Genomic DNA, 24,938 nt, shown 5'->3' with positions numbered 1-24,938 from the left:
CAAGGCCGACCATGAGCAAGATGAAGATCGCATTCCAGGGCGAGCCCGGAGCCAATTCCCACATCGCCATCGTCGAGGCCTATCCCGACGCCGAGCCGATGCCCTGCGCCACCTTCGAGGACGCGCTGTCGGCGATCTCCTCGGGCGAGGCCGATCTCGGCATGATTCCGATCGAGAATTCGGTCGCGGGCCGCGTTGCCGACATCCATCATCTCTTGCCGGCCTCCGGACTTTTCATCATCGGCGAATGGTTTCTGCCGGTCCGGCATCAGCTGATGGCGGTGAAGGGCACCAAGCTCGAAGACATCAAGAGCGTCGAGAGCCACGTGCATGCGCTCGGCCAGTGCCGGCGCATCATCCGCAAACTCGGCATCAAGCCGATCGTGCACGCCGACACCGCCGGCAGTGCCCGCGATATCTCCGAGCGCAAGGACAAGACCGTCGCTGCGATCGCCTCGCGCCTGGCCGCCAAGATCTACGGCCTCGACATCCTTGCCGACGACATCGAGGACGAGGCCCACAACACCACGCGCTTCGTGGTGCTGGCGCGCGAGCCGAAATGGGCGCCGCAAGGCACCGGCCCGCTCGTCACCACTTTTGTGTTCCGCGTGCGCAATTTGCCGGCGGCGCTCTACAAGGCGCTCGGCGGGTTCGCCACCAACGGCGTCAACATGACCAAGCTCGAGAGCTACATGGTCGACGGCAATTTCTTCGCCACGCAGTTTTATGCCGACGTCGACGGCCACCCCGATGACAAGGGCCTCGCCTTCGCGATCGAGGAGCTGAAATTCTTCTCGCGCGAATTCCGCATCGTCGGCGTGTATCCGGGACATCCGTTCCGGGCGACATTCAGCGAGACGCAGGATTGAAGCTGTCGTTCCGGGGCACGCCAAGCGTGAACTATGGTGCGCACTTGCGCACCTGGGAACCTCGAGATTCCGGGCTCGATGCTTCGCATCGCCCGGAATGACGATCAATCGCTTAAGCCACTTGTCCTACCAAGCCCGAACGCCTCCGCCAGCAGCGAATAAGATTTCTTTCGCGCCTCGTGGTCGTACACTGCGGTGATCACCATCAGTTCGTCCGGCTTGCTCGCGTAGATCAGCGGCTGCAGCTTCTTCTGCACCGTCGCGGGGCTGCCGACGAACAGGCGCGAGCGGTTGCGCAGGATCGAGGTGCGCTCGGCGTCCGTATACGGATAGGCCATCGCCTCCTCGACGCTCGGCAGCGGCAGATATTGACCACGGTCACGGCGAAGGCGGTTGAGGTCGAAGGAAGAGGCGAGCCTTTCGGCCTCCTCGTCCGTATCGGCCGCGATGAGAGCAACCGCGAGGATCGCATGCGGCGCCGCGCGCCAGGCTGAGGGCTGGAAACGGTTGCGGTAATGTACCATCGCATCGATTGCGTCGTGGGAGGCGAAATGATGGGCAAAGGCGAAGCCCATGCCGACCTGGGCGACCAATTCCGAGGAATAATCGCTGGAGCCAAGCAGCCAGATCGGCGGCAGCCTGGTATCGTCGGGCATCGCAACGACGCTGTTGTAGGGGTGCCCAGCGGGGAATTCGCGGGTCTCCCACAGGATCAGCTCGTGCAGCCGCTCCAGGAAATCGTCGCCCTCGCGACGGTCGAGCCGGCTCCTGAGCGCGTAGGCTGTGGCGCCATCGGTGCCCGGCGCACGGCCGAGACCGAGATCGATCCGGCCGGGAAACAGCGCCTCCAGCATCTTGAAGCGCTCGGCCACGACCAGCGGCGCGTGGTCGGGCAGCATCACGCCGCCGGAGCCGACCCGGATGTGCTTCGTCACCGCCGCGATCTGCCCGATCATCACATCGGGCGCGGGGCTCGCGACGGACGCGAGGTTGTGATGCTCGGCGAGCCAGTAGCGGACATAGCCGAGCCCATCGACGTGGCGCGCCAGGTCGATGCTGTTGCGCAGCGCCGCGGCAGGCTTGGTGCCGGTGGTGACCACGGAGAGGTCGAGGACTGAGAGCGGGATCATGGCGGCTTAAGGTAATGGACGTCCGCGCAGCGGCAATGGGCCAGCTCCGCAGGTCAGATGCGTGCCAGCGGAGCGCTCGTCACGCCCGACCGAGCGGAAGGGTGGGATTGAGACAGCTACAATGACGCAATGCTGGCGCCGCCCACGTAGGAGAGAGGCGCTTAACGTCGATCAGACCCCAGCCAATGCACTGATTTGTAATAGAAATATTTTTTGCGCCGACTTCCCACTCAGATCGATCAACGTTCAATAATTCGTCAATTCCTGGCCCAAGTGGGCCACTTCCCATCCCTGATGGGCTGTCGATCCAACGGACTTTGCCCTATCTTAGGCCTCCCCGAGCTGGATGCCGCTGCTGGCCGCTGTGGCTGAGCGAGACCCTGGAGTGAGTGGTGCCATGACTGACGCGACGACGCCTGGCCAAGCCAATGGGCAAGACGGGCACCTGAAGCGGCCTGCGATTTCCTTCGAGTTCTTTCCGCCCAAGACCGAGGAGATGGAGCGCAATCTCTGGGAGACCATCAAGCGGCTCGCCCCGCTCGAGCCGAAATTCGTCTCGGTGACCTACGGCGCCGGCGGCTCGACCCGCGAGCGGACCCATTCGACCATTGCGCGCATCCTCAAAGAAACCGCGCTGCTGCCGGCGGCGCACCTGACCTGCGTCGGCGCCTCGCGCGGCGAGATCGACGCGATCGTCGACCGCTATCACGAGGTCGGCGTGCGTCACATCGTGGCCTTGCGCGGTGACCCCGTCGGCGGCATCGGAACACCCTATTCCAGCCATCCCGACGGCTATCAGAGCTCGGCCGACCTCGTCGCGGGAATCAAGAAGCGGCACGGCGATATCGAGGTGTCGGTATCCGCCTATCCCGAGAAGCACCCCGAGGCGCGCGACTTCGATGCCGATATCGACACGCTGAAGGCCAAGGTCGACGCCGGCGCAACGCGCGCGATCACCCAGGTGTTCTTCGATAACGACTTTTACTTCCGCTATCTCGACCGCGTCCGCGCGCGCGGGATCAACATTCCGGTCGTGCCGGGCATCATGCCCATGCACAATTTCAAGCAGGCGCGCAATTTCGTCACCCGGAACGGCACCACCGTGCCCGACTGGCTCGCCGCGAAGTTCGAGGGCCTCGATGACGACGCCGAGACCCGCAAGCTGGTGGCGGCGACCGTCGTCGCCGGCCAGGTGCAGAAGCTCGCCAAGCACGGTGTCGATACCTTCCACTTCTACACCATGAACCGCGCCGATCTCGTGTTCGCGATCAGCCATTTGCTCGGCATCCGTGCCAAGACCGCCCAGAAGGCAGCGTAAGAGAAAATGACCTTACCCGTTTCCGCCAAGCGAACTGCCCTGCTGAACGCCGCACGCGAGCGCATCCTCGTGCTCGACGGCGCCATGGGCACGATGATCCAGAATCTGCAGCTCGACGAGGCCGCCTTCCGCGGCGAGCGCTTCAAGAATTTCCATCGCGACCTTCGCGGCAACAACGATCTGTTGATCCTGACCCAGCCGCAGGCGATCGAGGACATCCACGCCGCCTATTTGCGTGCCGGCGCCGACATCGTCGCGACCAACACCTTCTCGACGACCTCGATCGCGCAGGCCGATTATGACCTCACCGACATTGTCTATGAGATGGCGCGCGAAGGCGCCCGCCTCGCCGGCAATGCTGCCCGCCGCGTCGAGGCCGAGGACGGCAAGCCGCGCTTCGTTGCAGGTGCCATCGGCCCCACCAACCGCACCGCCTCGATCTCGCCCGACGTGTCCAATCCGGGCTACCGCGCCGTCACCTTCGACGATTTGCGCAAATCCTACGGCGAGCAGATCCGCGGCCTGATCGACGGCGGCGTCGACCTCCTGCTGGTCGAGACCATCTTCGACACGCTCAACGCCAAGGCGGCGCTCTATGCGATCGCCGAGATCACCGAAGGGCTCGGCATCGACATGCCCGTGATGGTGTCGGGCACCATCACCGACAAGTCCGGCCGGCTGCTGTCGGGGCAGATGCCGGAAGCGTTCTGGAATTCGGTGCGGCACGCCAGGCCCATCACCATCGGCTTCAACTGCGCGCTGGGCGCCGAAGACCTGCGCGCGCACATCGCCGATATCGGCCGCGTCGCCGATACGCTCGTGTGTGCCTATCCCAATGCCGGCCTGCCCAACGAGTTCGGCCAGTATGACGAGACGCCCGAATACATGGCGCGGCTGATCGGCGAGTTCGCGCGCGATGGCCTCGTCAACATCGTCGGCGGCTGCTGCGGCACCACGCCGGACCATATCGCCGCGATCGCCGCCGCGGTGGCCCCGCACAAGCCTCGCATCGTGCCCGAGATCGCGCCGCGCCTGCGGCTCTCCGGGCTCGAGCCGTTCGTGCTGACGGACGCGATCCCCTTCGTCAATGTCGGCGAGCGCACCAACGTCACGGGGTCGGCGCGCTTCCGCAAGCTGATCACCGCCGGGGACTACGCCGCCGCGCTCCAGGTCGCGCGCGATCAGGTCGAGAACGGCGCGGTAGTCATCGACGTCAACATGGACGAAGGGCTGCTCGACTCCGAAGCCGCCATGGTGACCTTCCTCAATCTCGTCGCGGCCGAGCCGGACATCGCGCGCGTGCCGATCATGATCGATTCCTCGAAATTCTCCGTGATCGAGGCCGGCCTGAAATGCGTGCAGGGCAAGCCGGTCGTCAACTCGATCTCGATGAAGGAAGGCGAGGAGAAGTTCATCCACGAGGCGAGGATCGCCCGCCGCCACGGCGCGGCCGTCGTGGTGATGGCATTCGACGAGGTCGGCCAGGCCGACACGTTCGCGCGCAAGACCGAGATCTGCAAGCGCGCCTACGACATCCTGGTGAACAAGGTCGGCTTCCCGCCTGAGGACATCATCTTCGATCCGAACATTTTTGCGATCGCGACCGGCATCGAGGAGCACAACAATTACGGCGTCGACTTCATCGAGGCGACGCGCTGGATCCGCCAGAACCTGCCGGGCGCGCATGTCTCGGGCGGCGTCTCCAATTTGTCCTTCTCGTTCCGCGGCAACGAGCCGGTGCGCGAGGCCATGCACTCGGTGTTCCTGTATCACGCCATCAAGGCCGGCATGGACATGGGCATCGTCAATGCCGGGCAGATGATCGTCTATGACGATATCGATCCGGAGCTGCGGCAGACTTGCGAGGACGTCGTCCTCAACCGCGATCCCGGCGCCTCCGAGCGTCTGCTGGCGCTCGCGGAGAAATTCCGCGGCAAGAAGTCGGAAACCAAGGAAGCCGATCTCGCCTGGCGCGAATGGCCGGTGGAGAAGCGCCTGTCGCATTCACTGGTGCACGGCATCACCGAATTCATCGAGCAGGACACCGAGGAGGCCCGCAAGAATTCCTCGCGCCCGCTCGATGTCATCGAGGGACCGCTGATGGCCGGCATGAACGTGGTCGGCGACCTCTTCGGCGACGGCAAGATGTTCCTGCCGCAGGTGGTGAAGTCCGCGCGCGTGATGAAGCAGGCCGTCGCTTATCTCATGCCGTTCATGGAGGAAGAAAAGGCGCGCAACCTCGCCAGCGGCATCGGCACCGAAGGCTCCTCGTCGGCCGGCAAGATCGTGCTCGCGACCGTCAAGGGCGACGTCCACGACATCGGCAAGAACATCGTCGGCATCGTGCTCCAGTGCAACAATTTCGAGGTCATCGATCTCGGCGTGATGGTGCCGGCGGCGAAGATCGTCGAGACCGTGAAGGCGGAGAAGGCCGACATCGTCGGGCTGTCAGGCCTGATCACGCCCTCGCTCGACGAGATGGCGTTCTTCGCCGGCGAGTTGCAGCGCGAAGGCTTGAAGCTGCCGCTGTTGATCGGCGGCGCCACGACGAGCCGCGTGCATACGGCTGTCAAGATCGATCCGAGCTATCGCGCCGGTCCCGTCGTCCACGTCAACGACGCCAGCCGCGCGGTCGGCGTCGCCTCTGCGCTGCTCTCGCCGGAGAAGCGCGAGACCTATGCCGCCGAAGTGCGGGCCGAATACGCCAAGATCTCGGAGGCGCATCTGCGCGCGCAGGCCGACAAGAAGCGCCTGAAGCTCAGCGACGCCCGTGCCAACCGCGTGCCGGTCGACTTCGTCGCGAACAAGCCGGTGAAGCCGACCTTCCTCGGCACCCGCAGCTTCGACGAATACGACCTCGCCGAGCTCGTGCCCTACATCGACTGGACGCCGTTCTTCCAGACCTGGGAGCTCGCGGGACGCTTCCCCGCCATCCTCGATGACGCCAAGGTCGGCGAGGTCGCGCGCTCGCTCTACGACGATGCGCGCAAGATGCTCGACACCATCGTCAAGGAGAAATGGTTCCGGGCCCGCGCCACGATCGGCTTCTGGCCGGCGAATGCGCAAGGCGACGACATCGTGCTTTATGCCGATGAAAGCCGGACCAAGAGCATCGCGACGCTGCACACGCTGCGCCAGCAGCTCGAGAAGCGCGAGGGCCGCTTCAATGCGGCGCTCGCCGACTTCATCGCGCCCGCCGGCGTTCCCGACTATATCGGCGGCTTCGTCGTCACCGCCGGGATCGGCGAGGATGCGGTCGCCGACCGCTTCAGAAGCGCGAATGACGATTATTCCTCGATCCTGTGCAAGGCGCTGGCCGACCGCCTCGCCGAAGCCTTTGCCGAGCGCATGCATGCCCGCGTGCGCCGCGAGTTCTGGGCCTATGCGCCGAACGAGGCGCTCACCAACGAGGAACTGATCCTCGAAAAGTATCAGGGCATCCGCCCCGCGCCCGGCTATCCCGCCCAGCCCGATCACACCGAGAAGTCAACGCTGTTCGCGCTGCTCGATGCGGAAGCCACCGCCGGCGTGAAGCTGACCGAGAGCTTTGCGATGTGGCCGGGCTCGTCCGTGTCCGGGCTCTATTTCGCCAGCCCTGCGAGCTATTATTTCGGCGTCGGCAAGATCGAGCGCGATCAGGTCGAGGACTACGCGGCACGCAAGGGCATGAGCGTCGCGGAAGCCGAGCGCTGGCTCGCGCCGGTGCTGAACTACATCCCGTCGCAGGAGGGAACAGACAAGGCCTTCCCGGCCAAGCCGGCGAACGACGAGATGCCGAAAGACCTCGCCTCGCATCCGCCGGGCTGCACCTGCGCGGTGCACCTCGTCTGGCAGAAGAAGCGCGCGGGGGCCGGATAAGCGCGCCTAAAAACAAAAAATGAGAAAACAACCCCATGCACAGTAGCGATGGGGTTGAAAAGGTTGCGCAATTTCGGTCTTGCCGAAAACGGGTTGCGACGTCGGGCAAAACAGGGGTAATATTCCATCATCAGCTGCAGTGCCGGCCTTCGCACTCCGGCGGATGGGAGCGCCCCTCACCCTGCTCTCGGTCTCGTGCCCCGGACGCTGCGCAGCGCGAAGCGATGCGCTGCAGAGCCGCGGTCCCACGTCTCCAGCGACGCGTGCCGCCTGGGTCCCGGCGCAGCGTTGCACGCTGCGCCGCAGAGCGGGACACGAGCCCGCCTCAGCCCTTCGGCGGCGCCAATGGCTGCACGATCTCCTTGAACGGGGCCAGTGCCTCGCAACGCTCGCTATGTGCCGCGAGCGCCGGGTACCGCGCAGGCTCGAACAGCTGCGGGTGTGCCTCGCGGGTGAAGCGGACGACGCAGGCGACCGCGATGTCGGCATGGCCGATGCGCATCCCCAGCCAGTACGGCGTCGTCACCTTGGCGCGCTCGGCTTCGAGCACGGCAAGCACGTCCGCGATCTGCGCCTGGCAACGCTCGACCCACAGCGCGAGCTGCTCCTTCCGCAGCACGCGCTCGTAGAGCAGGCTGACCGCCTTGTCGCCGAGACCGGAGGCGAGCGCGCAGATGCGCAAATGCTTGCGGCGATCGGTGCTGCCGCGCGGCAGCATCGCCTTCTCGGGTCCGACGAGATCGTCGAGATAATCGAGGATGATCATGCTTTCGATCAGCGCCTCGCCGTCGTCGAGCACCAGGGTCGGCACGCGGCGCAGCGGATTGTAGGGCGCGATCCTGTCGGCATCGCCGAAGGTCGACCACGGTCTGTGCTCGAAGGCGAGCCCGTAAAGCCGCAGCGCGATCGCGACGCGGCGGACGAAGGGGGAATCATATTGGCCGATCAGGAACATGGTTCTCGCTCTTCTCGATCATTGGACAAGGCAGGGCCGGCCAGTCTCCACGACCAGGTCGATGCGGCGCAACAAATATATCGGAAATGGAGCATTGCGCCGGCCGCAATGACGCGGCGACGGCCTCATGCGCTCCACGCTCATAGGCCGTCCTGGATCGCGCGCTTGATCGGAGCGATCGCGGTCTCGTTGCGCCTATACATCGTCCACTGCTTGATCCGTTTGGCTCGCACCAGCTTCGCAGCGGTCAGCACCCGCATGTGCTCGCCGCTACCAAGACCACCGCGATCCAATCAGCGAATTATTGAACATCGACAGCAATGACGGAGGAGGAGGCGGCCGGGGCTCTACTCGATGATCGGCACATGCTTCGCCGCCGTCCGCGGCGCGGTGCCGTCGAGGCGTGGGTCGTCGGCGATCTCGATCTGGCGGCGGAAGGGGCGAAAGCCGGACCGTTGGTAGAACGCGAGCGCGGAGGGATGATCGAGCGTGCAGGTGTGGACCCAGACGCGGCGGAGGTCGCGTGACCAGGCAAGCTCCAGCGCGCGGTTCATCAGGAAGCGTGCGGCGCCAGTGCCGATCAAGGGGGCGGTGACGCCGAAATAGACCAGCTCGCATTGGCCGGGCTCGCGGAAGTCCAGTTCGAGCAGGCCTTCATCGCGGCCGTCGACGGCCAAGGCATAGACCTCGATGCCCGGCGCGTGGATGATTGCGGCGAGCTCCATGTCGGTCATGCGTGCGCGCGAGAACCACAGCCAGTCCTCGCCGACGCGGCGGTGGAGATCGCGGTACCAGGGAAGCGGCGAAGCTTCGACCTTGCGCAAGCTCCATGCGCCGGGCGGATCGTCGCGGCGCGCGGGAGGTGCGGTCATCTCCAGATGGGTCACGACGGCGGCGATCTTGCCGGCGGGCACGTCGGAATATCCGTCGGGGAGGATCATGGTTCGTTGCTTCCCTTCGTAATGGGCTAGCGGGCGGTGTCTTTTGAGGAAAGACAGCAGCGCCGCACTCCGTCATTGCGAGCCAACGGGTCCGCGCATAGCGCGGCCCGACGACAGGCTCCGCGAAGCAACCCAGAATCTTTTGCGAGGAGGCAGTCTGGATTGCTTCGTCGCAAGAGCTCCTCGCAATGACGACGTGAAGGCAGTTGCGCGCGCCTCGCGGCATCGAGCTGCGAGGCTGTGTCTACGCCTACCCCTCCCCCTCATCGCTCGCCAGCACGCCCTTCACCGCCCTCGCCCATCCCGCGAGCTTCCGCTGCCGCGTCGCCTCGCTCATGTTCGGCTTGAAGCGGTGTTCGAGGCGCCAGTTGTCGGCGAATTTGGTCGGCTCGGGATAGACGTCCGCATTGAGGCCGGCGAGGTAGGCGGCGCCCAGCGCCGTGGTCTCCTGGATCACGGGGCGATCGACCGGCGCGTCCAGGAGATCGGCGAGGCGCTGCATGGTCCAGTCGGAGGCGGTCATGCCGCCGTCGACGCGCAGCACGACGCTGGCGGTTTCCGAGCTCGGCCAGTCCGCGCGCATCGCGGCCCAGAGGTCGAAGGTCTGGTAACAAACACTCTCCAGCGCGGCGTGGGCGAGCTCGGCAGGGCCGGTGTTGCGGGTGAGGCCGAACAGCGCGCCGCGCACGCGCGGATTCCAATAGGGCGCGCCCATGCCGACGAATGCGGGGACGAGATAGACGCTCTGCATGGAGTCCGACTGATCGGCGAGAGGTCCGGTCTCGGCGGCGTGCTTGATGATGCCGAGGCCGTCGCGCAGCCATTGCACGGCGGAGCCGGCGACGAAGATCGAGCCTTCGAGCGCGTAGGTGCGTTTTCCCTCGAGCTGATAGGCGACGGTGGTGAGCAGCTTGTTCTTGGAGGCGACCGGCGTGGTGCCGGTGTTGAGCAAGGCAAAACAGCCCGTGCCGTAAGTGGATTTCATCATGCCCGGGCGGAAACAGGCCTGGCCGATAGTTGCGGCCTGCTGGTCGCCGGCAATGCCGGCAATTGCGATCGGTCCGCCGAACAAATCCGGGGTGCTCTCGCCGAAGCGGGCGGAGGAATCCTTCACCTCGGGCAGCATAGAGCGCGGCACGCCGATGATCTCCAGGAGCTCGTCGTCCCACTGGCCGGTATGGATGTTGAACAGCAGCGTGCGCGAAGCATTGGTGGCGTCGGTGGCGTGCACCTTGCCGCCGGTGAGGCGCCAGAGCAGGTAGCAATCGACGGTGCCGAACATCAGCTCACCGCGCGCGGCGCGTGCCCGTGCGCCGGGGACGTGGTCGAGGATCCAGGCGACCTTGGTGCCGGAGAAGTAGGGATCGATGATCAGGCCAGTCTTCTCAGAGATCACGGGCTCATGGCCGTCGGCCTTGAGCTTGGCGCAGATGTCGGCGGTGCGGCGGTCTTGCCAGACGATGGCTCGGTGCACGGCTTGGCCCGTGGCACGATCCCACACCACGGTGGTCTCGCGCTGGTTGGTGATGCCGATCGCGGCGATGTCTTTCGCGCTGATGCCGGCGTGCTCGATGGCCTCGCGGCAGACCATCACGGTCGAGGTCCAGATGTCCTCCGGCTCGTGCTCGACCCAGCCCGAGGCCGGGAAATGCTGCGGAAACTCGGCTTGCGCCTTCGCTGCAATGGAAATATCGCCGCGAAACACGATCGCGCGCGAAGAGGTGGTGCCCTGGTCGATGGCGAGGACGAAAGACATGGAAGTTAACCTTGGCGTTTTCCCAGAGAGGAGTCGTTGTGTCGCGCCAAAGGGAGCGGATTAGGACGGCAAGGTCAAGGTAGGTCTCGCTTACCCTCCCCTGGAGGGGTAGGGCTATCGCATATGGGCGAGGGCGGAGAGAAGGAAGTCATTATTCCATCTGGCTTGGAGCATTTTGTGGCTGATGCGGGCAGGACCGGGCGTTGCCTGCAGGGTATTGATGGCCAGCTTGCGGATGAGGGCGAGATTTTCGGCGGCGTGATCCTTGCGGCTGCGGCAGGCATCCTCGTCGAACAGGACGTCGAGGACCCAGTGCAGGTTGTTCTCGATGCTCCAGTGAGCACGCACGACCTCGAGCAGCTTTTTGGCCGACAGCAGGCGCGAGGCGAGGAAGTATCGGACCGGGCGGTCTTGCCAGAGTTTGCGCGCCAGCTGTCGATGCGACCGACTGCGGCGATAGCGGGGAAGTCGTATTGCTTCGCCAACTGAGGAGCCGGCGCGACGATGGCCTGCCGGCGCTCGGCGCGACCGTGGGCAGTGGCTCTTCGTTGACTCGCTCGCGCGGGCTTTCGGGCTGTATCGACCAACGTCTTGGCGGCCTTGAAGAGCCGGCCACGGTTGCTCTTGATGGCCAACACGTAGTGCCCCTTCCGATCGAGGATGGCCTGCGCGGTATCGGGCCGGCAATGCAAGGCGTCGGCGGTGACAAGAGCCCCGTCCAGATCGAGCAGCGCGAGGACTTCGCGAGCCCCGGCAACCTCGTTGCGGTTGGGAGCCTTTCTCTGGGCCAATGCCATGCGAGTGCCTGCGGCCCAGACATTGACCATATGCAGCGGCGTGGCCTGCCGGCCCCGCGTGTAGGCCCCGCGCAGCGCCTTGCCGTCGATGCTGACCACCCCCTTGATGCCGAAGCTCTTGCTGAACTTGCGCAGAACCGCTTCAAGCCCCTTCGGGTCCAGAGCACGGAAGACATTGCTGAACGTATCGTGGCTTGGGATGCCGTGCCTGAGCTCCAGGAAGCGCCGCAACAGCTCCTCGCGGCCTTGGCCAAAGAACTCGAACTCGGTGCAGGTCTTGGCGCCAGCCAGCGTCGCCGCCAAGGCGATGACGAGGATCTCCACAAGATCATGTCGGGTGTTGCTGGCGCGCGGGTCCTTGAGCGGTCGAAACAGGCGCTTGAGCTTGCGCATTCAGGTCTCCCTCTGGAATCGAGAGACACCCAAAGAATCCAGTTCCAACCGCTTGGCAACACCCTGCCAGCACCATATGCGATTCCCCTACCTGGAGGGGGAGGGTCGCTCGCGCCTAGCGCGAGCGGGGTGGGGTGAAGCCACAGCAATGGTGTCAACATCAATCCGACGCGCGGCCGCGAAGAAGCTGAGAGCCAACACCACGCCGCACGAGCGGATGTTATGGCGTGCGCTGAAGGAGCTCCCGCTCCAAGGCTCACACTTCCGCCGCCAAGCTCCAATTGGTCCTTACATTGTCGACTTCTTCTGTCCAGCCAAGCGCCTCATCATCGAGCTCGATGGCGGCCACCACAATGAAGACGATACGGCCGCACGCGACTTCGAACGTCAACGCTGGCTTGAGAACGAAGGCTATCGAGTCATCCGATTCTGGAATTCGGAGATCACGAGTGATCTGACCGCCGTTCTCGAATGCATCTATGTCGAGCTGTACGGATCGCGCGAGGCAGAGACGACACCCTTGAAGCACCGCCGAACGTAGCGGCTCGCGCGGCCCTTCTCTTACCCTCCCCTGGAGGGGTCCCCTCCAGGGGAGGGTGAAGTGAAGCGCCAGTTCAATACAATTGCAAGTGGTCAAACCCTACACCGCCGCCGTCGTCACTCCGCCGTCGATGACGATGGCCTGCCCGGTCATGAAGCTCGAGGCGTCGGAGGCGAGATAGGCGACGGCGCCGGCAATTTCGTGGGGTTCGCCGATGCGGCGGAGCGGCGTGGTGGCGGTGCGGCGCTTCAGGTTGGCTTCGTCTTCCCAGAGGGCGCGGGCGAAATCGGTCTTGACGAGGCCGGGCGCGATGCAGTTGACGCGGACGCCTTTCGGGCCCCATTCGCCGGCGAGCGAACGGCACAGTGCGAAGTCCGCGGCTTTGGAGATGCCGTAGGCGCCGATCACGGTCGAGCCGCGCAAGCCCCCGATCGAGGAGATGATGATCACGGAGCCGCCTCCGCGCTCGGCCATTTGCGGGATCGCCAGCGCGGAGAGCCAGATGTTGCTCTTGACGTTGCTTCCCATGATCTTGTCGAAGGCTTCATCGGTGATGTCGAGCAGCGGGCCGTAATAGGGATTCACCGCGGCGTTGCAGACGAGGATATCGATCTTTCCGTAATGCCTGGTCGCGCCTGCAATCAGCGCCTCGACCTCGTTCTTGCGCGCGATGTTGCAGGGGATGACGAGGGCATCGCCGCCGGCAGCAATGATGCCGTCGGCGACCTCCTTGCAGGGCTCAAGCTTGCGCGAGGAAACCACGACCTTGGCGCCGAGCTTCGCCAGGAGTTCAGCAGAGCAGCGGCCGATGCCGCGGCTGGAGCCGGTGACCACCGCGACTTTGCCGGTGAGATCGAACGGGGTGTTTTTCATTGTCGTTGCCTCGATGCTTCAACGGCCTCCGTCATTGCGAGGAGCTCTTGCGACGAAGCAATCCAGACTGCCTCAACGGAAAGATCCTGGATTGCTTCGCTTCGCTCGCAGTGACGTGACGGTGGTGATACTCAGATCAACCCGCCCGCGTCCGCGACGCGGCGCTGGTGGTAGTCGGTGTCGCCGAACGTGTTCTCGATCATGGTGAGGCGCTTGAAGTAGTGGCCGATCTTCGCCTCCATGGTCATGCCGATGCCGCCGTGGAGCTGGATCGACTGCTGGCCGACGAATTTGGCGGACTTGCCGATCTGCACCTTGGCCGCGGCGATCGCGTTGGACCGCTCCTTGGCGCTCTCGAAATCGTTCGCCATGGTCGCGAACATCGACATCGAGCGTGCCTGCTCGGCGGCGACGAACATGTCGGAGGCGCGGTGCTGGAGCGACTGGAACGAGCCGATCGCGACGCCGAACTGTTTTCTGGTCTTGATGTACTCGACGGTGGTCTTGAGCGATTCATCCATCAGGCCGACCGCCTCGGCACAGAGTGCGACGCGGGCGTCATCGACCACGCGCTCGATCAGTGCGAGCGAATCCTCGGGGTTGCCGAGCACGGCATCCGGGCCGACCTCGACACCGGTGAAGGTGATGTCGGCGGCGTGCAGGCCGTCCTGCGTCGGATAGCCCTTCCTGGCGACGCCCTTGGCATTCGCCGGGACCAGGAACACGCCGATGCCGGTCTTGTCGCGGCGGTCACCCCTGGTGCGGGCGGTGATGACAAGCGTGTCGGCATTCTCGCCATTGAGCACGACGAATTTTTCGCCGTCGATGATCCAGCCATCGCCCTTCTTCTTCGCGGTCGTGGTGACGTCGAACAGATCGTAGCGCGAGTTCTTCTCGAGCTGCGCGAAGGCCAGCGTCTTGCTGCCGTCGATGATCCCGGGCACGTGCGCGGCCCTCTGCGCATCGGTGCCGGCATGGCGCAGGAAGCCGCCGCCGATCACGACCGTGGCGAGATACGGCTCCAGCACCAGCGCCTTGCCGAGCGCCTCCATCACGATCATGGTCTCGACGCCGCCGCCGCCAAAGCCGCCGTCGGCCTCGCTGAAGGGTAGGCCGAGCAGGCCCTGCTCGGCGAGCTTGAGCCAGACGGTCTTGCTCCAGCCGCCCTTCTCCGCCATGTACTTCTTGCGGCTCTCGAAATCGTAGGAATCGGTCAAGAGGCCGTCGATGCTTTCCTTGAGAAGCCGCTGCTCCTCGTTCAAATCAAAATCCATGTTTCTCTACTCTCCCGGTATCTGATGTCGTCATGCCCGGCCTTGTGCCGGGCATCCACGTTTCTCCGTGCCGCTAGGCGTGGATGGCCGGGTCAAGCCCGGCCATGACGTCGAGTGCATGGCGACGAGTTGCAATCACAGCCCCAGCACCGCCTTGGCGATGATGTTGCGCTGGATCTCGTTGGAGCCGCCGTAGATCGAGACCTTGCGATTGTTGAAGTAGCTCGGCGCGATCTGGGCGGTCCAGTCCATGGCTTCGTTCGAGCCGTCGTCGCCGTGCACGTCGTAAGGCGCGGCGAACGGGCCGATTACTTCCATCAAGAGCTCGGTGGTGGTCTGCTGGATCTCGGAGCCCTTGATCTTCAGCACGGACGAGGCCGGATTGGGCTTGCCCTTGCCGTGCTTGCCTTCGTCGGCGACGACGCGCAGCTGCGTCAGCTCGAGCGCCTTCAGCTCGATCTCGCAGGCCGACAGCTTCTCGCGGAAGGCCGGGTCCTGGATGATCGGCTTGCCGCCGGATTCGACCTTGGAGGCGAGATCCTTGATGCGGCGGATGCGCTCCTTGGAGACGCCGACCCGCGCGATGCCGGTGCGCTCGTTGCCGAGCAGGAACTTGGCGTAGTCCCAGCCCTTGTTCTCCTCGCCGATCAGGTTCTCGATCGGGACTTCCACGTCGTCGAAGAACACCTCGTTGACCTCATGGCCGCCGTCGATAGTCTGGATCGGACGCACGGTGACGCCCTTCGACTTCATCGAGAACACGATGAAGGAGATGCCCATCTGCTTCTTCGCGGAGGGGTCGGTGCGGCAGAGGCAGAAGATCATGTCGGCGTGCTGGGCCAGCGTGGTCCAGGTCTTCTGGCCGTTGATGATCCACTTGTCGCCCTTGCGCTCGGCTTTCGTCTTCAGCGAAGCGAGGTCGGAGCCGGAGCCGGGCTCCGAAAAGCCCTGGCACCACCAGTCGTCGACATTGGCGATGCGCGGCAGATACTTCTTCTTCTGCTCCTCGTTGCCGAAGGTGTAGATGACGGGGCCGACCATGCTGACGCCGAAGGCGAGCGGCTGCGGCGCGGGATGCGCCTGAAGCTCCTCGTTGAAGATGTAGTGCTGCACGGCGGTCCACCCGGTGCCGCCATATTCCTTGGGCCAGTGGCTGACGCCCCAGCCTTTCTTGTTGAGGATGCGCCACCACGTCACCATCTCGTCCTTGGTGAGATGCCGGCCCTCGACCAGCTTGCGCCGCGTATCCGGCGGCACGTTGTCGCGGAAGAACTGCCGCACTTCCTCGCGAAACGCCTGCTCTTCTTTCGTGAATGCGAGATCCATCGGATCCTCCTGTGAACGTTATTCCCTATTCGTCATTCCGGGCGCGCGAAGCGCGAACCCGCAAATCTCGAAATTTTGGCTCGAGGTTCCGGGTTCATTCGCGTGCCGCGAATGCCCGGGAACGACGGGGCCCGTTACTGCAGCACCTCGAACAGCCCGGCAGCGCCCATGCCGCCACCGACGCACATGGTGACGACCGCATATTTGGCCTTGCGGCGGCGGCCTTCGATCAAAGCGTGGCCGGTGAGGCGCGCGCCCGACATGCCGTAGGGATGGCCGACCGAGATCGCGCCGCCATTGACGTTGATCTTGTCGGGATCGATGCCGAGCTTGTCGCGGCAATACAGCACCTGCACCGCGAAGGCTTCGTTGAGCTCCCAGAGGCCGATGTCGTCGACGGTGAGACCGTGGCGCTTCAAAAGGCGCGGCACGGCGAAGACCGGGCCGATGCCCATCTCGTCCGGCTCGCAACCGGCGGAGACGAAGCCGCGGAAGATGCCGAGCGGCGCAAGGCCGCGCTTGGCGGCTTCCTTGTCGCTCATGATGACGGAGGCGCTGGCGCCGTCGGAGAGCTGGCTGGCATTGCCGGCGGTGATGGTGAAGCCCTCGCCGCGCACCGGTTTGAGGCCGGCGAGGCCCTCGATCGTGGTCTCGGGGCGCGGGCCTTCGTCCTGCGACAGCGTGACCTCCTTCATCGACACGGCGCCGGTTGCCTTGTCGGTGACCGCCATCTGCGTCGTGATCGGCGCGATCTCCTCCTTGAACTTGCCGCCCTGCTGGGCCGCAGCGGTGCGGCGCTGGCTCTCCAGCGAATATTCGTCCTGGCGTTCGCGCGAGATGCCGTAGCGCTTGGCGACGACCTCGGCGGTGTCGATCATGGGCATGTAGACCTCGCCCTTGATCTTGAGCAGCGCCGGATCCTGGGCGTGGAAGCCGTTCATCTTGTCGTTCTGCACGAGCGAGATCGACTCGCCACCGCCGCCGACCGCGATCTCGACGCCGTCGAAGATCACCGAACGCGCGGCGAGCGCGATGGCCTGCAGGCCCGAGGCGCATTGCCGGTCGATGGTGGTGCCGGCCACGGTGACGGGCAGACCGGCGCGGAGCAGCGCCTTGCGCGCGATGTTGCCGCCGGTCGCGCCCTGCTGGAGGGCTGCGCCCATCACGACGTCCTCGATCTCCTTCGGGTCGACTTTTGCGCGGGCGACGGCTTCGCCGATGGCGTGGCCGAGCAGGGTTGCGCCCTCGGTGGCGTTGAGCGCGCCGCGATAGGCCTTGCCGATCGGGGTGCGGGCAGTGGAAACGATGACGGCGTCGGTCAAGAACGACCTCCTGATGCGGTTTTGGTGGATTGTGACGGTTTCTGCTGCTGGCGCAATTCGTGGCGCGACAATTTTCCGACCGGCGTGCGCGGCAGATCGTCGACGAACTCGACCGCGGCCGGCAGTTCGTGCTTGCCGAGCTTGCCGGCGAGCTGCGCGCGCAATTCGTCCAGCGAGAACGGCTTTGCGTCCGCCTTGAGCTTGATGAAGGCCTTCGCGGCCTCGCCGCGATACTGGTCGGGAATGCCGAGCACGATCACCTCGTGCACGCCCGGAATGGTGTAGATCGCCTGCTCGATCATCTGCGGATAGACGTTGAAGCCGCCGGAGATGATCATGTCCTTCTTGCGATCGACCAGGAAGAAATAGCCGTCGGTGTCGACATAGCCGATGTCGCCGGTGAGGAAGCGGCCGTCGACGAAGGCCTCAGCGGATCCCTCCGGCTTGTTCCAGTAGCCCTTGGTGACGTTCGGGCCCTTGATGCGGATCTCGCCGACTTCGCCCGGCGGCAGCACGCGTTTGGGATCGTCGAGCGCGACGACGTCGAGCTCGATGCCGGGCAGCATCAGGCCGATCGAGCCGGGCTTGTCCGGGCCGGTGGGCGGGTGGCCGGTGCCGGGCGAGCAGGTCTCGGTCATGCCCCAGCCGCTGCGCAGCTTCTTGCCGATCTTGCGCTCGAAGAAGCTCGCGATCTCCACCGGCAGCGGCGCGCCGCCGGAGCCGATGGTGGCAAGCGAGGAGAAGTCGCGCTTGTCGAGATCGGGGAGCGCGGCGATCGCGATCCACATCGTCGGCACGCCCGGAAAATAAGTCGCGCGTTTCACCTCGATATCGCGCATCACGGCCTCGACGTCGAAGCGCTGATGCAGCGAGATCAGGTTGCCGCGGCGAAGCGAGGACAAGAGCACGACGGTGAGCGCGTAAATGTGGAACAGCGGCAGCACGCAGATCACGCGCTCGATCACGTCGCCGCGGGCGGCGCGCGCCGGCTTGCCCCAGACGTCGTAGATCGACACCGCCGCGGTGAGATTGCCGTGGGTCAGCATCGCGCCCTTGGGCAGGCCGGTGGTGCCGCCGGTATATTGCAGCAGCGCCACGTCGTCGGCCGTCACGGACGGCCACTGTGCCGGTGCGGTCGCGCCCTCGACAAAGGTCTTGAAGGTGACGATGCGGGGATCATCGGGAATCGCCGCCTGCGGCGTGCCGACCTTGCCCCAATGATCGTCCTCGCAGACGACGAGGCGATCGATCAGGCCCTTCTCCAAAAATTTCAGCGCGGTCGGCAGCAGCGCCTGGAGATTCGAGGTCACGAGCACGCGCGAGCCGGAGTCGGAGACCTTGTGGGTCAGCGCGATCTCACCATCGAGCGGCGACAGATGCGCGACGCGGCTGCCTGCCTTCAGCGCGCCGAAGAAATTGATGGGGTGGTCGGGCGTGTTGCCGAGGAACAACGCCACCGACGTGCCCTTGCCGCAGCCGGCCCGCAAGAACGCCGCGGCGGCGCGATCCACCATCGCGGCAAGCTCGGTGTAGGTCATGGGCCGGTCGCGAAACTCGATCGCAGTGCGCGGGCCGTAATCGGCGGCGGCTTTCGACAAGAGGTCGGGCAGCGTGCCCTGGACGATGGTGTCGTCCCACCGCACGCCCTCGGGATAAAACTGTTCGCCGGGATGGATCATTGCTTCTCTAAACCACGCAGACCGTCATTCCGGGGCGGCTCGAAGAGCCGAACCCGGAATCTCGGGATTCTCAGGTGCGCAGCTGCGCACCATAGTTCGCCCTTCGGGCAGGGGCAGCAGCGGCCATCACGCCGCCTTCGACGCCGCCGCGAGCGAGGCGAACGTCTTGCCCTCCGCCGCGAGCCTCTTCAGCAGCGGCGCGGGCTCGAGGCTGGGGTCGTTGGTCTCTTTGGCATAGAAGGCGAGACGGTCGGCGATGTGCTTGAGGCCGACGGTGTCGGCCCAGTACATCGGGCCGCCGCGATAGATCGGCCAGCCGTAGCCGTAGAGCCAGACCACGTCGATATCGGAGGGGCGCGCCGCGATGCCCTCTTCGAGGATCTTCGCGCCCTCGTTGATCATCGGGTACATCATGCGCTCGAGGATCTCCTCGTCGCTGACGACGCGCTTCTTGCGGCCGAGGCGGAGAAGCGTCTCGTCGATCAGCTTCTCGACCTCCGCGTCGGGCAGCGGCGCGCGGGAGCCGGCTTCGTACTTGTAGTAGCCCTTGCCGGTCTTCTGGCCGAAGCGGCCGGCTTCGCACAGCGCGTCCGCGATCTCCGACTTGATGCCGCGGTCTTTCCGCGAGCGCCAGCCGATGTCGAGTCCGGCGAGATCGCCCATCGCGAACGGTCCCATCGGCATGCCGAACTTGGTGACGACCGCGTCGACCTGCTGCGGCAGGGCGCCCTCGAACAGGAGCTTCTCGGCCTGCTTGCCGCGCTGCGCCAGCATGCGGTTGCCGACGAAGCCATCGCAGACGCCGACAACGGCCGGCACCTTTGCAATTTTGCGCGCGATCGTGACGGCCGTCACGAGAGCATCCGGCGCGGTCTTGTCGGCGCGGACGATCTCGCACAGCTTCATGACGTTGGCCGGCGAGAAGAAGTGCATGCCGAGCACGTCCTGCGGACGCTTGGTCGACTTGGCGATCTCGTCGATGTTCAGGTACGAGGTGTTGGAGGCGAGCACGGCGCCGGGCTTGGCGTACTGGTCGAGCTTGCCGAACACCTCCTTTTTCACTGCCATGGTCTCGAACACGGCCTCGATGACGAGATCGGCATCGCCGACATTCTCGATGCCGACCTTGCCGTCGATCAGCGCCATGCGCTTGGCGGGCGCATCGGCCGGAATGCCGCCGCGCGCAGCGGTCGCTTCCCAGTTCTTCTGCATCACGCCCATGCCGCGCTTGAGCTGCTCCTCGCCGGTCTCGATCAGGGTGACCGGAATACCGGCATTGGCAAAGGACATCGCGATGCCGCCGCCCATGGTGCCGGCGCCGAGAATGGCAACACGGTTGACCGGACGCGGCTTGGTGCCTTCAGGGACGCCCGCGATCTTGTTGGCCTCGCGCTCGGCGAAGAAGGCGTAGCGCTGCGCCTTGGACTGATCGCTGGCGACGAGCTTGAGGAAGCCTTCGCGCTCCTTCTTCAGACCTTCGTCGAAGGGCAGGTCGATGGCATAGCCGACGGCGTCGGCGGCCGCGAACGGCGCCTCCAGGCCGCGCGACTTCTTGGTCATGGCGGCAACCGCATTCGTGAAGATCGAGCGGTCGGCCTTGGCGGCCGCGAGCTTGGAATCGTCGTCGCGCAGCCGGCGCAACGGACGCTTCTCGGCGATGAGCTTGCGCACGAAGGCTTCGCCGCCGGACGCTGGTCCTTCGACGATCTCCTCGATCAAGCCGTTCTTCAGCGCTTCCGCCGCACCGATCGGGTCGCCGCCGACGATCATCTTGACGGCGAGCTCGGGGCCGACCGCGCGCGGCAGGCGCTGGGTGCCGCCGGCGCCGGGCAACAGGCCGAGCTTCACCTCGGGCAGGCCGAGCTTGGCTTCTTTCACCGCCACGCGGAAATGGCAGGCGAGCGCGACCTCGAGACCGCCGCCGAGCGCAGTGCCGTGGATAGCGGCAACGACCGGCTTGGGCGAATTCTCGATCTCGGACAGCACGTCGTTGAGGGCGGGCGGCTTCGGCGGCTTGCCGAACTCGGTGATGTCGGCACCGGCGATGAAGGTGCGGCCGGCGCAGGTCAGCACGATGCCCTTGATGGCGGGATCGGCGATTGCGGCCTTGATGCACTCGAGGATACCACCGCGGACTGCGGCACTCAGCGCATTGACCGGCGGACTGTTGACCGTGACGATCCCGACTTCGTCATGACGCTCAAGCTTGACCACTTCGCTCACGGTGTCCCTCCTTGGTGGGGATTTACTTTTGTTCGATTTCGCGGTGCGGAATTTAATTCCGCATCTTGACGGCAGGGTTATTTTGAAGCACGGACGTTGTCAACGACTCCGCGCAAGAAGCAGATCAGGGATGAAGCGTACAGGAAAGAAGGCTGCGACCGATCGGAATTTCGTCGTCGCGCTTTCCCGCGGACTGGATGTATTGCGCGCGTTCCAACCCAATGACGGCCTCCTCGGCAATCAGGAGATTGCGGCCCGCACCAAGCTGCCCAAGCCGACCGTGTCGCGGCTGACCTACACGTTGACCAAGCTCGGTTATCTGACGCCGGTTCCCCGGTTCGAGAAGTACCAGCTCGCCCCTGCAGCGATGTCCCTCGGCTATGCGGCATTAGCCAATCTGGGCGTTCGGCATTTGTCCGAGCCGTTCCGCGAGGAAGTGATGCGCGCGACCGGCGGCGCCGTCGCCGTCGGCGGCCGCGATCGTCACAGCATGATCTATTTCGGGCAAAGTCGCGGCAGCGAGACGGTCGGTGTTCAACTTGACGTCGGCTCGCGCGTGCCGATTGCAACTACCGCGATGGGGCGCGCCTACTACTGGGCCCTCGACGAAGAGGGTCGCGCTGAAGTGTCGCGCATTCTGCGCGAACATTACGGCAGCCGCTGGCCGAAGATGCGCGACGGCTTGGAGCGGTCCGGCGAGATCATAGCGAAGTATGGCTTCGCCATTTCGGTCGGAGACTGGCACGACGACATCGGCGCCGCCGGAGTGGCGCTCAAGCTCAACGACGGAACCGGACCTTACGCATTCAATTGCGGCGCGCCAGCATTCCGTTTCACGGAAGAGCGTTTGATCAACGACATTGGACCGCGTCTGCTTGCGATGGTAAGGAACATCGAAGCGGCGCTCGGGGGTCTGATGCCGCATTCCAAAAAAGACATCAGCAAAAAGCTGAAATCAGGAGGAAAAGTTGCGCGTGTGGCCGAGGGGTTCAGATAGCCTTTGTCGTCACCGGGAGCGGTTCGCATCGCCCCATCGCTCACTGAAGAACGTGAGCGAGACGAGATGACGCAGGCACAGCTCGCGCGGGGGACATCGCCCCTGCTCGCAGTTCGCGACGTCAGCGTCGTGTTCGGCGGCATCGTTGCGCTCAACGGTGTGTCCTTCGACATGCACAAGGGCCAGATCCTCGGATTGATCGGGCCCAACGGCGCCGGCAAGACCACGCTGTTCAACTGCCTCAGCCGGCTCTACCAGCCGTCGTCCGGCGACATTCTGATGGAAGGCGTGAGCATCCTGTCGCGGCCACCGCACCGGATCGCCGAGATCGGCATCGGCCGCACCTTCCAGAACGTGGCGCTGTTCCCGAATCTGTCGGTGATGGACAACGTCCGCGTCGGCGCGCATTCGAAGACCTCCAGCGACATCATCAGCGACTCCTTAAGGCTGGCCTGGGTCCGGCGCAGCGAGACCGAGGTCAACAAGAAGGTGCACGAGATCCTCGCCTATCTCGATCTCGAGGACGTCGCCCACACCGTGGTGTCAGGCCTGCCCTTCGGCACGCAGAAGCGGGTCGAGCTGGCGCGCGCGCTGGCCGCCGACCCGAAGATCCTGCTGCTCGACGAGCCGGCGGGCGGTCTCAATCATGAGGAGGTCTATGTGCTGGGCGACCTCATCCGCCGCATCCGCGATGAGCGCCACATGACCGTGCTGCTGGTCGAGCACCACATGGGCCTCGTGATGTCGATCGCCGACCACGTGGTCGCGCTCAATTTCGGCAAGAAGCTCGCGGAAGGCACCCCCGCCCAGGTGCAGGCGGACCCTCACGTCATCAAGGCCTATCTCGGGAGCAAAGACCAATGACGACACTGCTCAACGTCAAGGATCTGCGCGCCTATTACGGTCAGGTCCAGGCGCTCCATGGCCTGTCCTTCTCGCTCAACGAGGGATCGCTGACGACGCTGCTCGGGGCCAACGGCGCCGGCAAGACCACGACGCTGCGCGCGATCTGCAACATGGTGCGCTCGACCGGCGCGATCGAGTTCGACGGCAAGCCGCTGAACAACCGCTCGACCGAGAACATCGTGCGGTACGGCATTGCCCATGTGCCGCAGGGCCGCGGCACCTTCACCAACATGACCGTGGAGGAGAACCTCCAGCTCGGGGCGATCACCCGCAAGGACAGCGCCGGCATCGTCTCCGACATCGAGCGCATGTATGCGCATTTCCCAGTCTTGAAGCAGCGCCACACCCAGCAGGCCGGCACGCTGTCCGGCGGCGAGCAGCAGATGCTGGCGGTCGCTCGGGCGCTGATGCTGCGGCCGCGCCTGATGCTGCTGGACGAGCCCTCCTTCGGGCTCGCGCCGCTGGTGGTGCGCGATCTGTTCGGCATCCTCGGCAAGATCAACCGCGAGGACAAGGTGTCGATCCTGGTGGTCGAGCAGAACGCCCAGCTCGCGCTCGAGCTCGCCGATCAGGCCTATGTGATCGAGACCGGGCGCATCGTGATGTCGGGCAAGGCCAAGGACATCGCGAACAACGAAGAAATCCGCAAATCCTATCTGGGTTATTGAGGTGGGTGCATCGATGGAATCGATCTATCCGCGCGCTCGCTACACCTCTCCCGAAGGGAGAGGTCGATTTGCGAAAGCAAATCGGGTGAGGGGTTACGGTCTCTCGTTGGAGCGGCGCCCCCTCACCCGGATTGCTTCGCAATCCGACCTCTCCCCGCTGGGAAGAGGTGTCGTCGCCGACGCCGTTCTCGCTCAATCCCAACTCGCAGCGCTATAGGGGAGCCCGAGGTCCATGGAGCTTTTCACCAACCAGGTCCTGGCCGGCATCGCCACCGGCGCGATCTATGCCTGCATGGCGCTCGCCGTGGTCATGATCTACCAGGCGATCGACCATCTCAATTTCGCGCAAGGCGAGATGGCGATGTTCTCGACCTTCATCTCCTGGCAGTTGATGCAGTGGGGCGTGTCCTACTGGGCTGCCTTCATCATTACGCTGGCATTTTCCTTTGTCGCCGGCATCGCGATCGAGCGCATCCTGTTCAAGCCGCTCGCCAAGGCACCGGTGCTGACCAACGTCGCCGGCTTCATCGCCCTGTTTGCGATCATCAACTCCTCGGCCGGCCTGATCTGGGACTTCACCATCAAGCAATATCCGACCCCGTTCGGCTCCGCGCCGTTCCTGGGCAGCCAGCTGATCTCCACCCACCAGGCCGGCATGATCGGCGTCACCGTACTGCTGCTGCTCGGCCTCTATTTCTTCTTCCAGTACACCAGGATCGGCCTCGCCATGCGCGCCGCCGCCTCGGTGCCTGAATCGGCCCGCCTCGTCGGCATCAACACGAGCTGGATGATCGCGCTCGGCTGGGGCATGGCGACCGCGATCGGCTCGATCGCCGGCATGCTGATCGCTCCCGTCGTGTTCCTCGAGCCGAACATGATGGGCGGCGTCCTGATCTACGGCTTCGCCGCGGCGGTGCTCGGCGGATTGTCGAGCCCGTTCGGCGCCGTGGTCGGCGGCTTCCTGGTCGGCGTCTTCGAGAATCTCGCCGGCACCTACATCCCAGGGGTCGGCAACGAGCTGAAACTTCCGATCGCGCTCGCGCTGATCATTTCCGTCCTGGTCGTCAAACCCGCTGGCCTGTTCGGCCGGCACATCGTCAAGCGAGTTTGAT

General features: G+C 64.8%; 18 protein-coding genes and 1 pseudogene. 8 read left to right on the top strand and 11 right to left on the bottom strand.

All coding sequences use genetic code 11. The features are described 5' to 3' along the window. Positions 1 to 11 precede the first annotated feature (11 nt). Entirely contained in the window at positions 12 to 869 is an 858-nt protein-coding gene (locus P6U28_RS36040; RefSeq protein ID WP_122405775.1) for a prephenate dehydratase, read from the top strand. A 104-nt stretch (positions 870 to 973) separates the two neighbouring features. Here the strand turns inward: P6U28_RS36040 and P6U28_RS36035 are convergent, their stop codons facing one another. Further along, positions 974 to 1,999, bottom strand: a complete 1,026-nt coding sequence (locus tag P6U28_RS36035) for an LLM class flavin-dependent oxidoreductase (RefSeq protein ID WP_407120701.1) — start codon at positions 1,997 to 1,999, stop codon at positions 974 to 976. Between the two features lie 397 nt (positions 2,000 to 2,396). Here P6U28_RS36035 and metF point away from each other — a divergent pair, with 397 nt between their 5' ends. Both metF and metH read left to right on the top strand, forming a co-directional pair. Then, positions 2,397 to 3,317: a methylenetetrahydrofolate reductase [NAD(P)H] gene (metF, locus tag P6U28_RS36030; protein ID WP_162500461.1), complete on the top strand. Its 921-nt coding sequence runs from the start codon at positions 2,397 to 2,399 to the stop codon at positions 3,315 to 3,317. A 6-nt stretch (positions 3,318 to 3,323) separates the two neighbouring features. Beyond that, positions 3,324 to 7,175, top strand: a complete 3,852-nt coding sequence (gene metH, locus P6U28_RS36025; RefSeq protein ID WP_122405777.1) for a methionine synthase — start codon at positions 3,324 to 3,326, stop codon at positions 7,173 to 7,175. Between the two features lie 325 nt (positions 7,176 to 7,500). On the opposite strand, the gene P6U28_RS36020 is transcribed toward metH, so the two are convergent. The 4 genes and pseudogenes from P6U28_RS36020 to P6U28_RS36005 form a co-directional block, all read right to left on the bottom strand. Then, a complete protein-coding gene (locus tag P6U28_RS36020; protein ID WP_122405778.1) occupies positions 7,501 to 8,130 on the bottom strand; it encodes a glutathione S-transferase family protein in 630 nt (209 codons plus the stop codon). Positions 8,131 to 8,477: 347 nt separating this feature from the next. Further along, positions 8,478 to 9,071 carry a GNAT family N-acetyltransferase gene (locus tag P6U28_RS36015; protein WP_407120700.1) on the bottom strand — a complete coding sequence of 198 codons (594 nt, stop codon included), beginning with the start codon at positions 9,069 to 9,071 and terminating at the stop codon, positions 8,478 to 8,480. Between the two features lie 250 nt (positions 9,072 to 9,321). Then, positions 9,322 to 10,827, bottom strand: coding sequence for a glycerol kinase GlpK (gene glpK / locus P6U28_RS36010; protein WP_122405780.1), 1,506 nt, complete (start codon positions 10,825 to 10,827; stop codon positions 9,322 to 9,324). Positions 10,828 to 10,941: 114 nt separating this feature from the next. Continuing rightward, positions 10,942 to 12,017, bottom strand: a pseudogene (locus P6U28_RS36005) (ISAs1 family transposase). On the opposite strand from P6U28_RS36005, the gene P6U28_RS36000 reads away from it, so the two are divergent. After that, positions 12,010 to 12,558 (top strand): endonuclease domain-containing protein, encoded by a 549-nt coding sequence (locus tag P6U28_RS36000; RefSeq protein WP_244607825.1) that lies wholly within the window; start codon positions 12,010 to 12,012, stop codon positions 12,556 to 12,558. The pseudogene P6U28_RS36005 and the gene P6U28_RS36000 overlap by 8 nt on opposite strands. 99 nt (positions 12,559 to 12,657) lie before the next feature. Here the strand turns inward: P6U28_RS36000 and P6U28_RS35995 are convergent, their stop codons facing one another. The 6 genes from P6U28_RS35995 to P6U28_RS35970 form a co-directional block, all read right to left on the bottom strand. Then, complete coding sequence (locus P6U28_RS35995) at positions 12,658 to 13,431, bottom strand: SDR family NAD(P)-dependent oxidoreductase (protein ID WP_407120699.1); 774 nt, start codon at positions 13,429 to 13,431, stop codon at positions 12,658 to 12,660. Between the two features lie 131 nt (positions 13,432 to 13,562). After that, the gene (gene pimD / locus P6U28_RS35990; RefSeq protein WP_407120698.1) at positions 13,563 to 14,705 is read right to left on the bottom strand and encodes a pimeloyl-CoA dehydrogenase small subunit; all 1,143 of its coding nucleotides are present in this window, start codon (positions 14,703 to 14,705) and stop codon (positions 13,563 to 13,565) included. Between the two features lie 135 nt (positions 14,706 to 14,840). Beyond that, entirely contained in the window at positions 14,841 to 16,031 is a 1,191-nt protein-coding gene (pimC, locus tag P6U28_RS35985) for a pimeloyl-CoA dehydrogenase large subunit (protein ID WP_122405785.1), read from the bottom strand. Positions 16,032 to 16,165: 134 nt separating this feature from the next. Beyond that, positions 16,166 to 17,353, bottom strand: coding sequence for an acetyl-CoA C-acyltransferase (locus P6U28_RS35980; protein WP_129142676.1), 1,188 nt, complete (start codon positions 17,351 to 17,353; stop codon positions 16,166 to 16,168). Next, positions 17,350 to 19,032 carry a dicarboxylate--CoA ligase PimA gene (pimA, locus tag P6U28_RS35975; RefSeq protein WP_407120697.1) on the bottom strand — a complete coding sequence of 561 codons (1,683 nt, stop codon included), beginning with the start codon at positions 19,030 to 19,032 and terminating at the stop codon, positions 17,350 to 17,352. Before pimA ends, P6U28_RS35980 begins: the two co-directional genes overlap by 4 nt. A 126-nt stretch (positions 19,033 to 19,158) precedes the next feature. Next, positions 19,159 to 21,255, bottom strand: coding sequence for a 3-hydroxyacyl-CoA dehydrogenase NAD-binding domain-containing protein (locus P6U28_RS35970; protein WP_407120696.1), 2,097 nt, complete (start codon positions 21,253 to 21,255; stop codon positions 19,159 to 19,161). Between the two features lie 130 nt (positions 21,256 to 21,385). Between P6U28_RS35970 and P6U28_RS35965 the strand changes: the two genes are divergently transcribed. From P6U28_RS35965 to P6U28_RS35950, 4 genes are all read left to right on the top strand, one after another. After that, positions 21,386 to 22,252, top strand: a complete 867-nt coding sequence (locus P6U28_RS35965) for an IclR family transcriptional regulator (RefSeq protein WP_407123144.1) — start codon at positions 21,386 to 21,388, stop codon at positions 22,250 to 22,252. Positions 22,253 to 22,318: 66 nt separating this feature from the next. Then, complete coding sequence (locus P6U28_RS35960) at positions 22,319 to 23,116, top strand: ABC transporter ATP-binding protein (RefSeq protein ID WP_122405789.1); 798 nt, start codon at positions 22,319 to 22,321, stop codon at positions 23,114 to 23,116. Further along, positions 23,113 to 23,826 carry an ABC transporter ATP-binding protein gene (locus P6U28_RS35955; protein ID WP_122405790.1) on the top strand — a complete coding sequence of 238 codons (714 nt, stop codon included), beginning with the start codon at positions 23,113 to 23,115 and terminating at the stop codon, positions 23,824 to 23,826. The genes P6U28_RS35960 and P6U28_RS35955 overlap by 4 nt, the downstream gene beginning before the upstream one ends. Before the next feature lie 232 nt (positions 23,827 to 24,058). Beyond that, positions 24,059 to 24,937 (top strand): branched-chain amino acid ABC transporter permease, encoded by an 879-nt coding sequence (locus P6U28_RS35950; protein WP_122405791.1) that lies wholly within the window; start codon positions 24,059 to 24,061, stop codon positions 24,935 to 24,937. Position 24,938: the final 1 nt, after the last annotated feature.

The organism is Bradyrhizobium sp. STM 3561, from assembly GCF_045571455.1.
GTDB classification, from domain to species: Bacteria; Pseudomonadota; Alphaproteobacteria; order Rhizobiales; family Xanthobacteraceae; genus Bradyrhizobium; species Bradyrhizobium vignae.
This window is presented reverse-complemented; position numbering and strand designations above follow the sequence as displayed.

Bases quoted from the DNA above. Each gene is read 5' to 3' on its own strand.
- P6U28_RS36040 (WP_122405775.1), top strand. From the start codon at position 12: ATGAGCAAGATGAAGATCGCATTCCAGGGCGAGCCCGGAGCCAATTCC.
- P6U28_RS36035 (WP_407120701.1), bottom strand. From the start codon at position 1,999: ATGATCCCGCTCTCAGTCCTCGACCTCTCCGTGGTCACCACCGGCACC.
- metF (WP_162500461.1), top strand. From the start codon at position 2,397: ATGACTGACGCGACGACGCCTGGCCAAGCCAATGGGCAAGACGGGCAC.
- metH (WP_122405777.1), top strand. From the start codon at position 3,324: ATGACCTTACCCGTTTCCGCCAAGCGAACTGCCCTGCTGAACGCCGCA.
- P6U28_RS36020 (WP_122405778.1), bottom strand. From the start codon at position 8,130: ATGTTCCTGATCGGCCAATATGATTCCCCCTTCGTCCGCCGCGTCGCG.
- P6U28_RS36015 (WP_407120700.1), bottom strand. From the start codon at position 9,071: ATGATCCTCCCCGACGGATATTCCGACGTGCCCGCCGGCAAGATCGCC.
- glpK (WP_122405780.1), bottom strand. From the start codon at position 10,827: ATGTCTTTCGTCCTCGCCATCGACCAGGGCACCACCTCTTCGCGCGCG.
- P6U28_RS35995 (WP_407120699.1), bottom strand. From the start codon at position 13,431: ATGAAAAACACCCCGTTCGATCTCACCGGCAAAGTCGCGGTGGTCACC.
- pimD (WP_407120698.1), bottom strand. From the start codon at position 14,705: ATGGATTTTGATTTGAACGAGGAGCAGCGGCTTCTCAAGGAAAGCATC.
- pimC (WP_122405785.1), bottom strand. From the start codon at position 16,031: ATGGATCTCGCATTCACGAAAGAAGAGCAGGCGTTTCGCGAGGAAGTG.
- pimA (WP_407120697.1), bottom strand. From the start codon at position 19,032: ATGATCCATCCCGGCGAACAGTTTTATCCCGAGGGCGTGCGGTGGGAC.
- P6U28_RS35965 (WP_407123144.1), top strand. From the start codon at position 21,386: ATGAAGCGTACAGGAAAGAAGGCTGCGACCGATCGGAATTTCGTCGTC.
- P6U28_RS35960 (WP_122405789.1), top strand. From the start codon at position 22,319: ATGACGCAGGCACAGCTCGCGCGGGGGACATCGCCCCTGCTCGCAGTT.
- P6U28_RS35955 (WP_122405790.1), top strand. From the start codon at position 23,113: ATGACGACACTGCTCAACGTCAAGGATCTGCGCGCCTATTACGGTCAG.
- P6U28_RS35950 (WP_122405791.1), top strand. From the start codon at position 24,059: ATGGAGCTTTTCACCAACCAGGTCCTGGCCGGCATCGCCACCGGCGCG.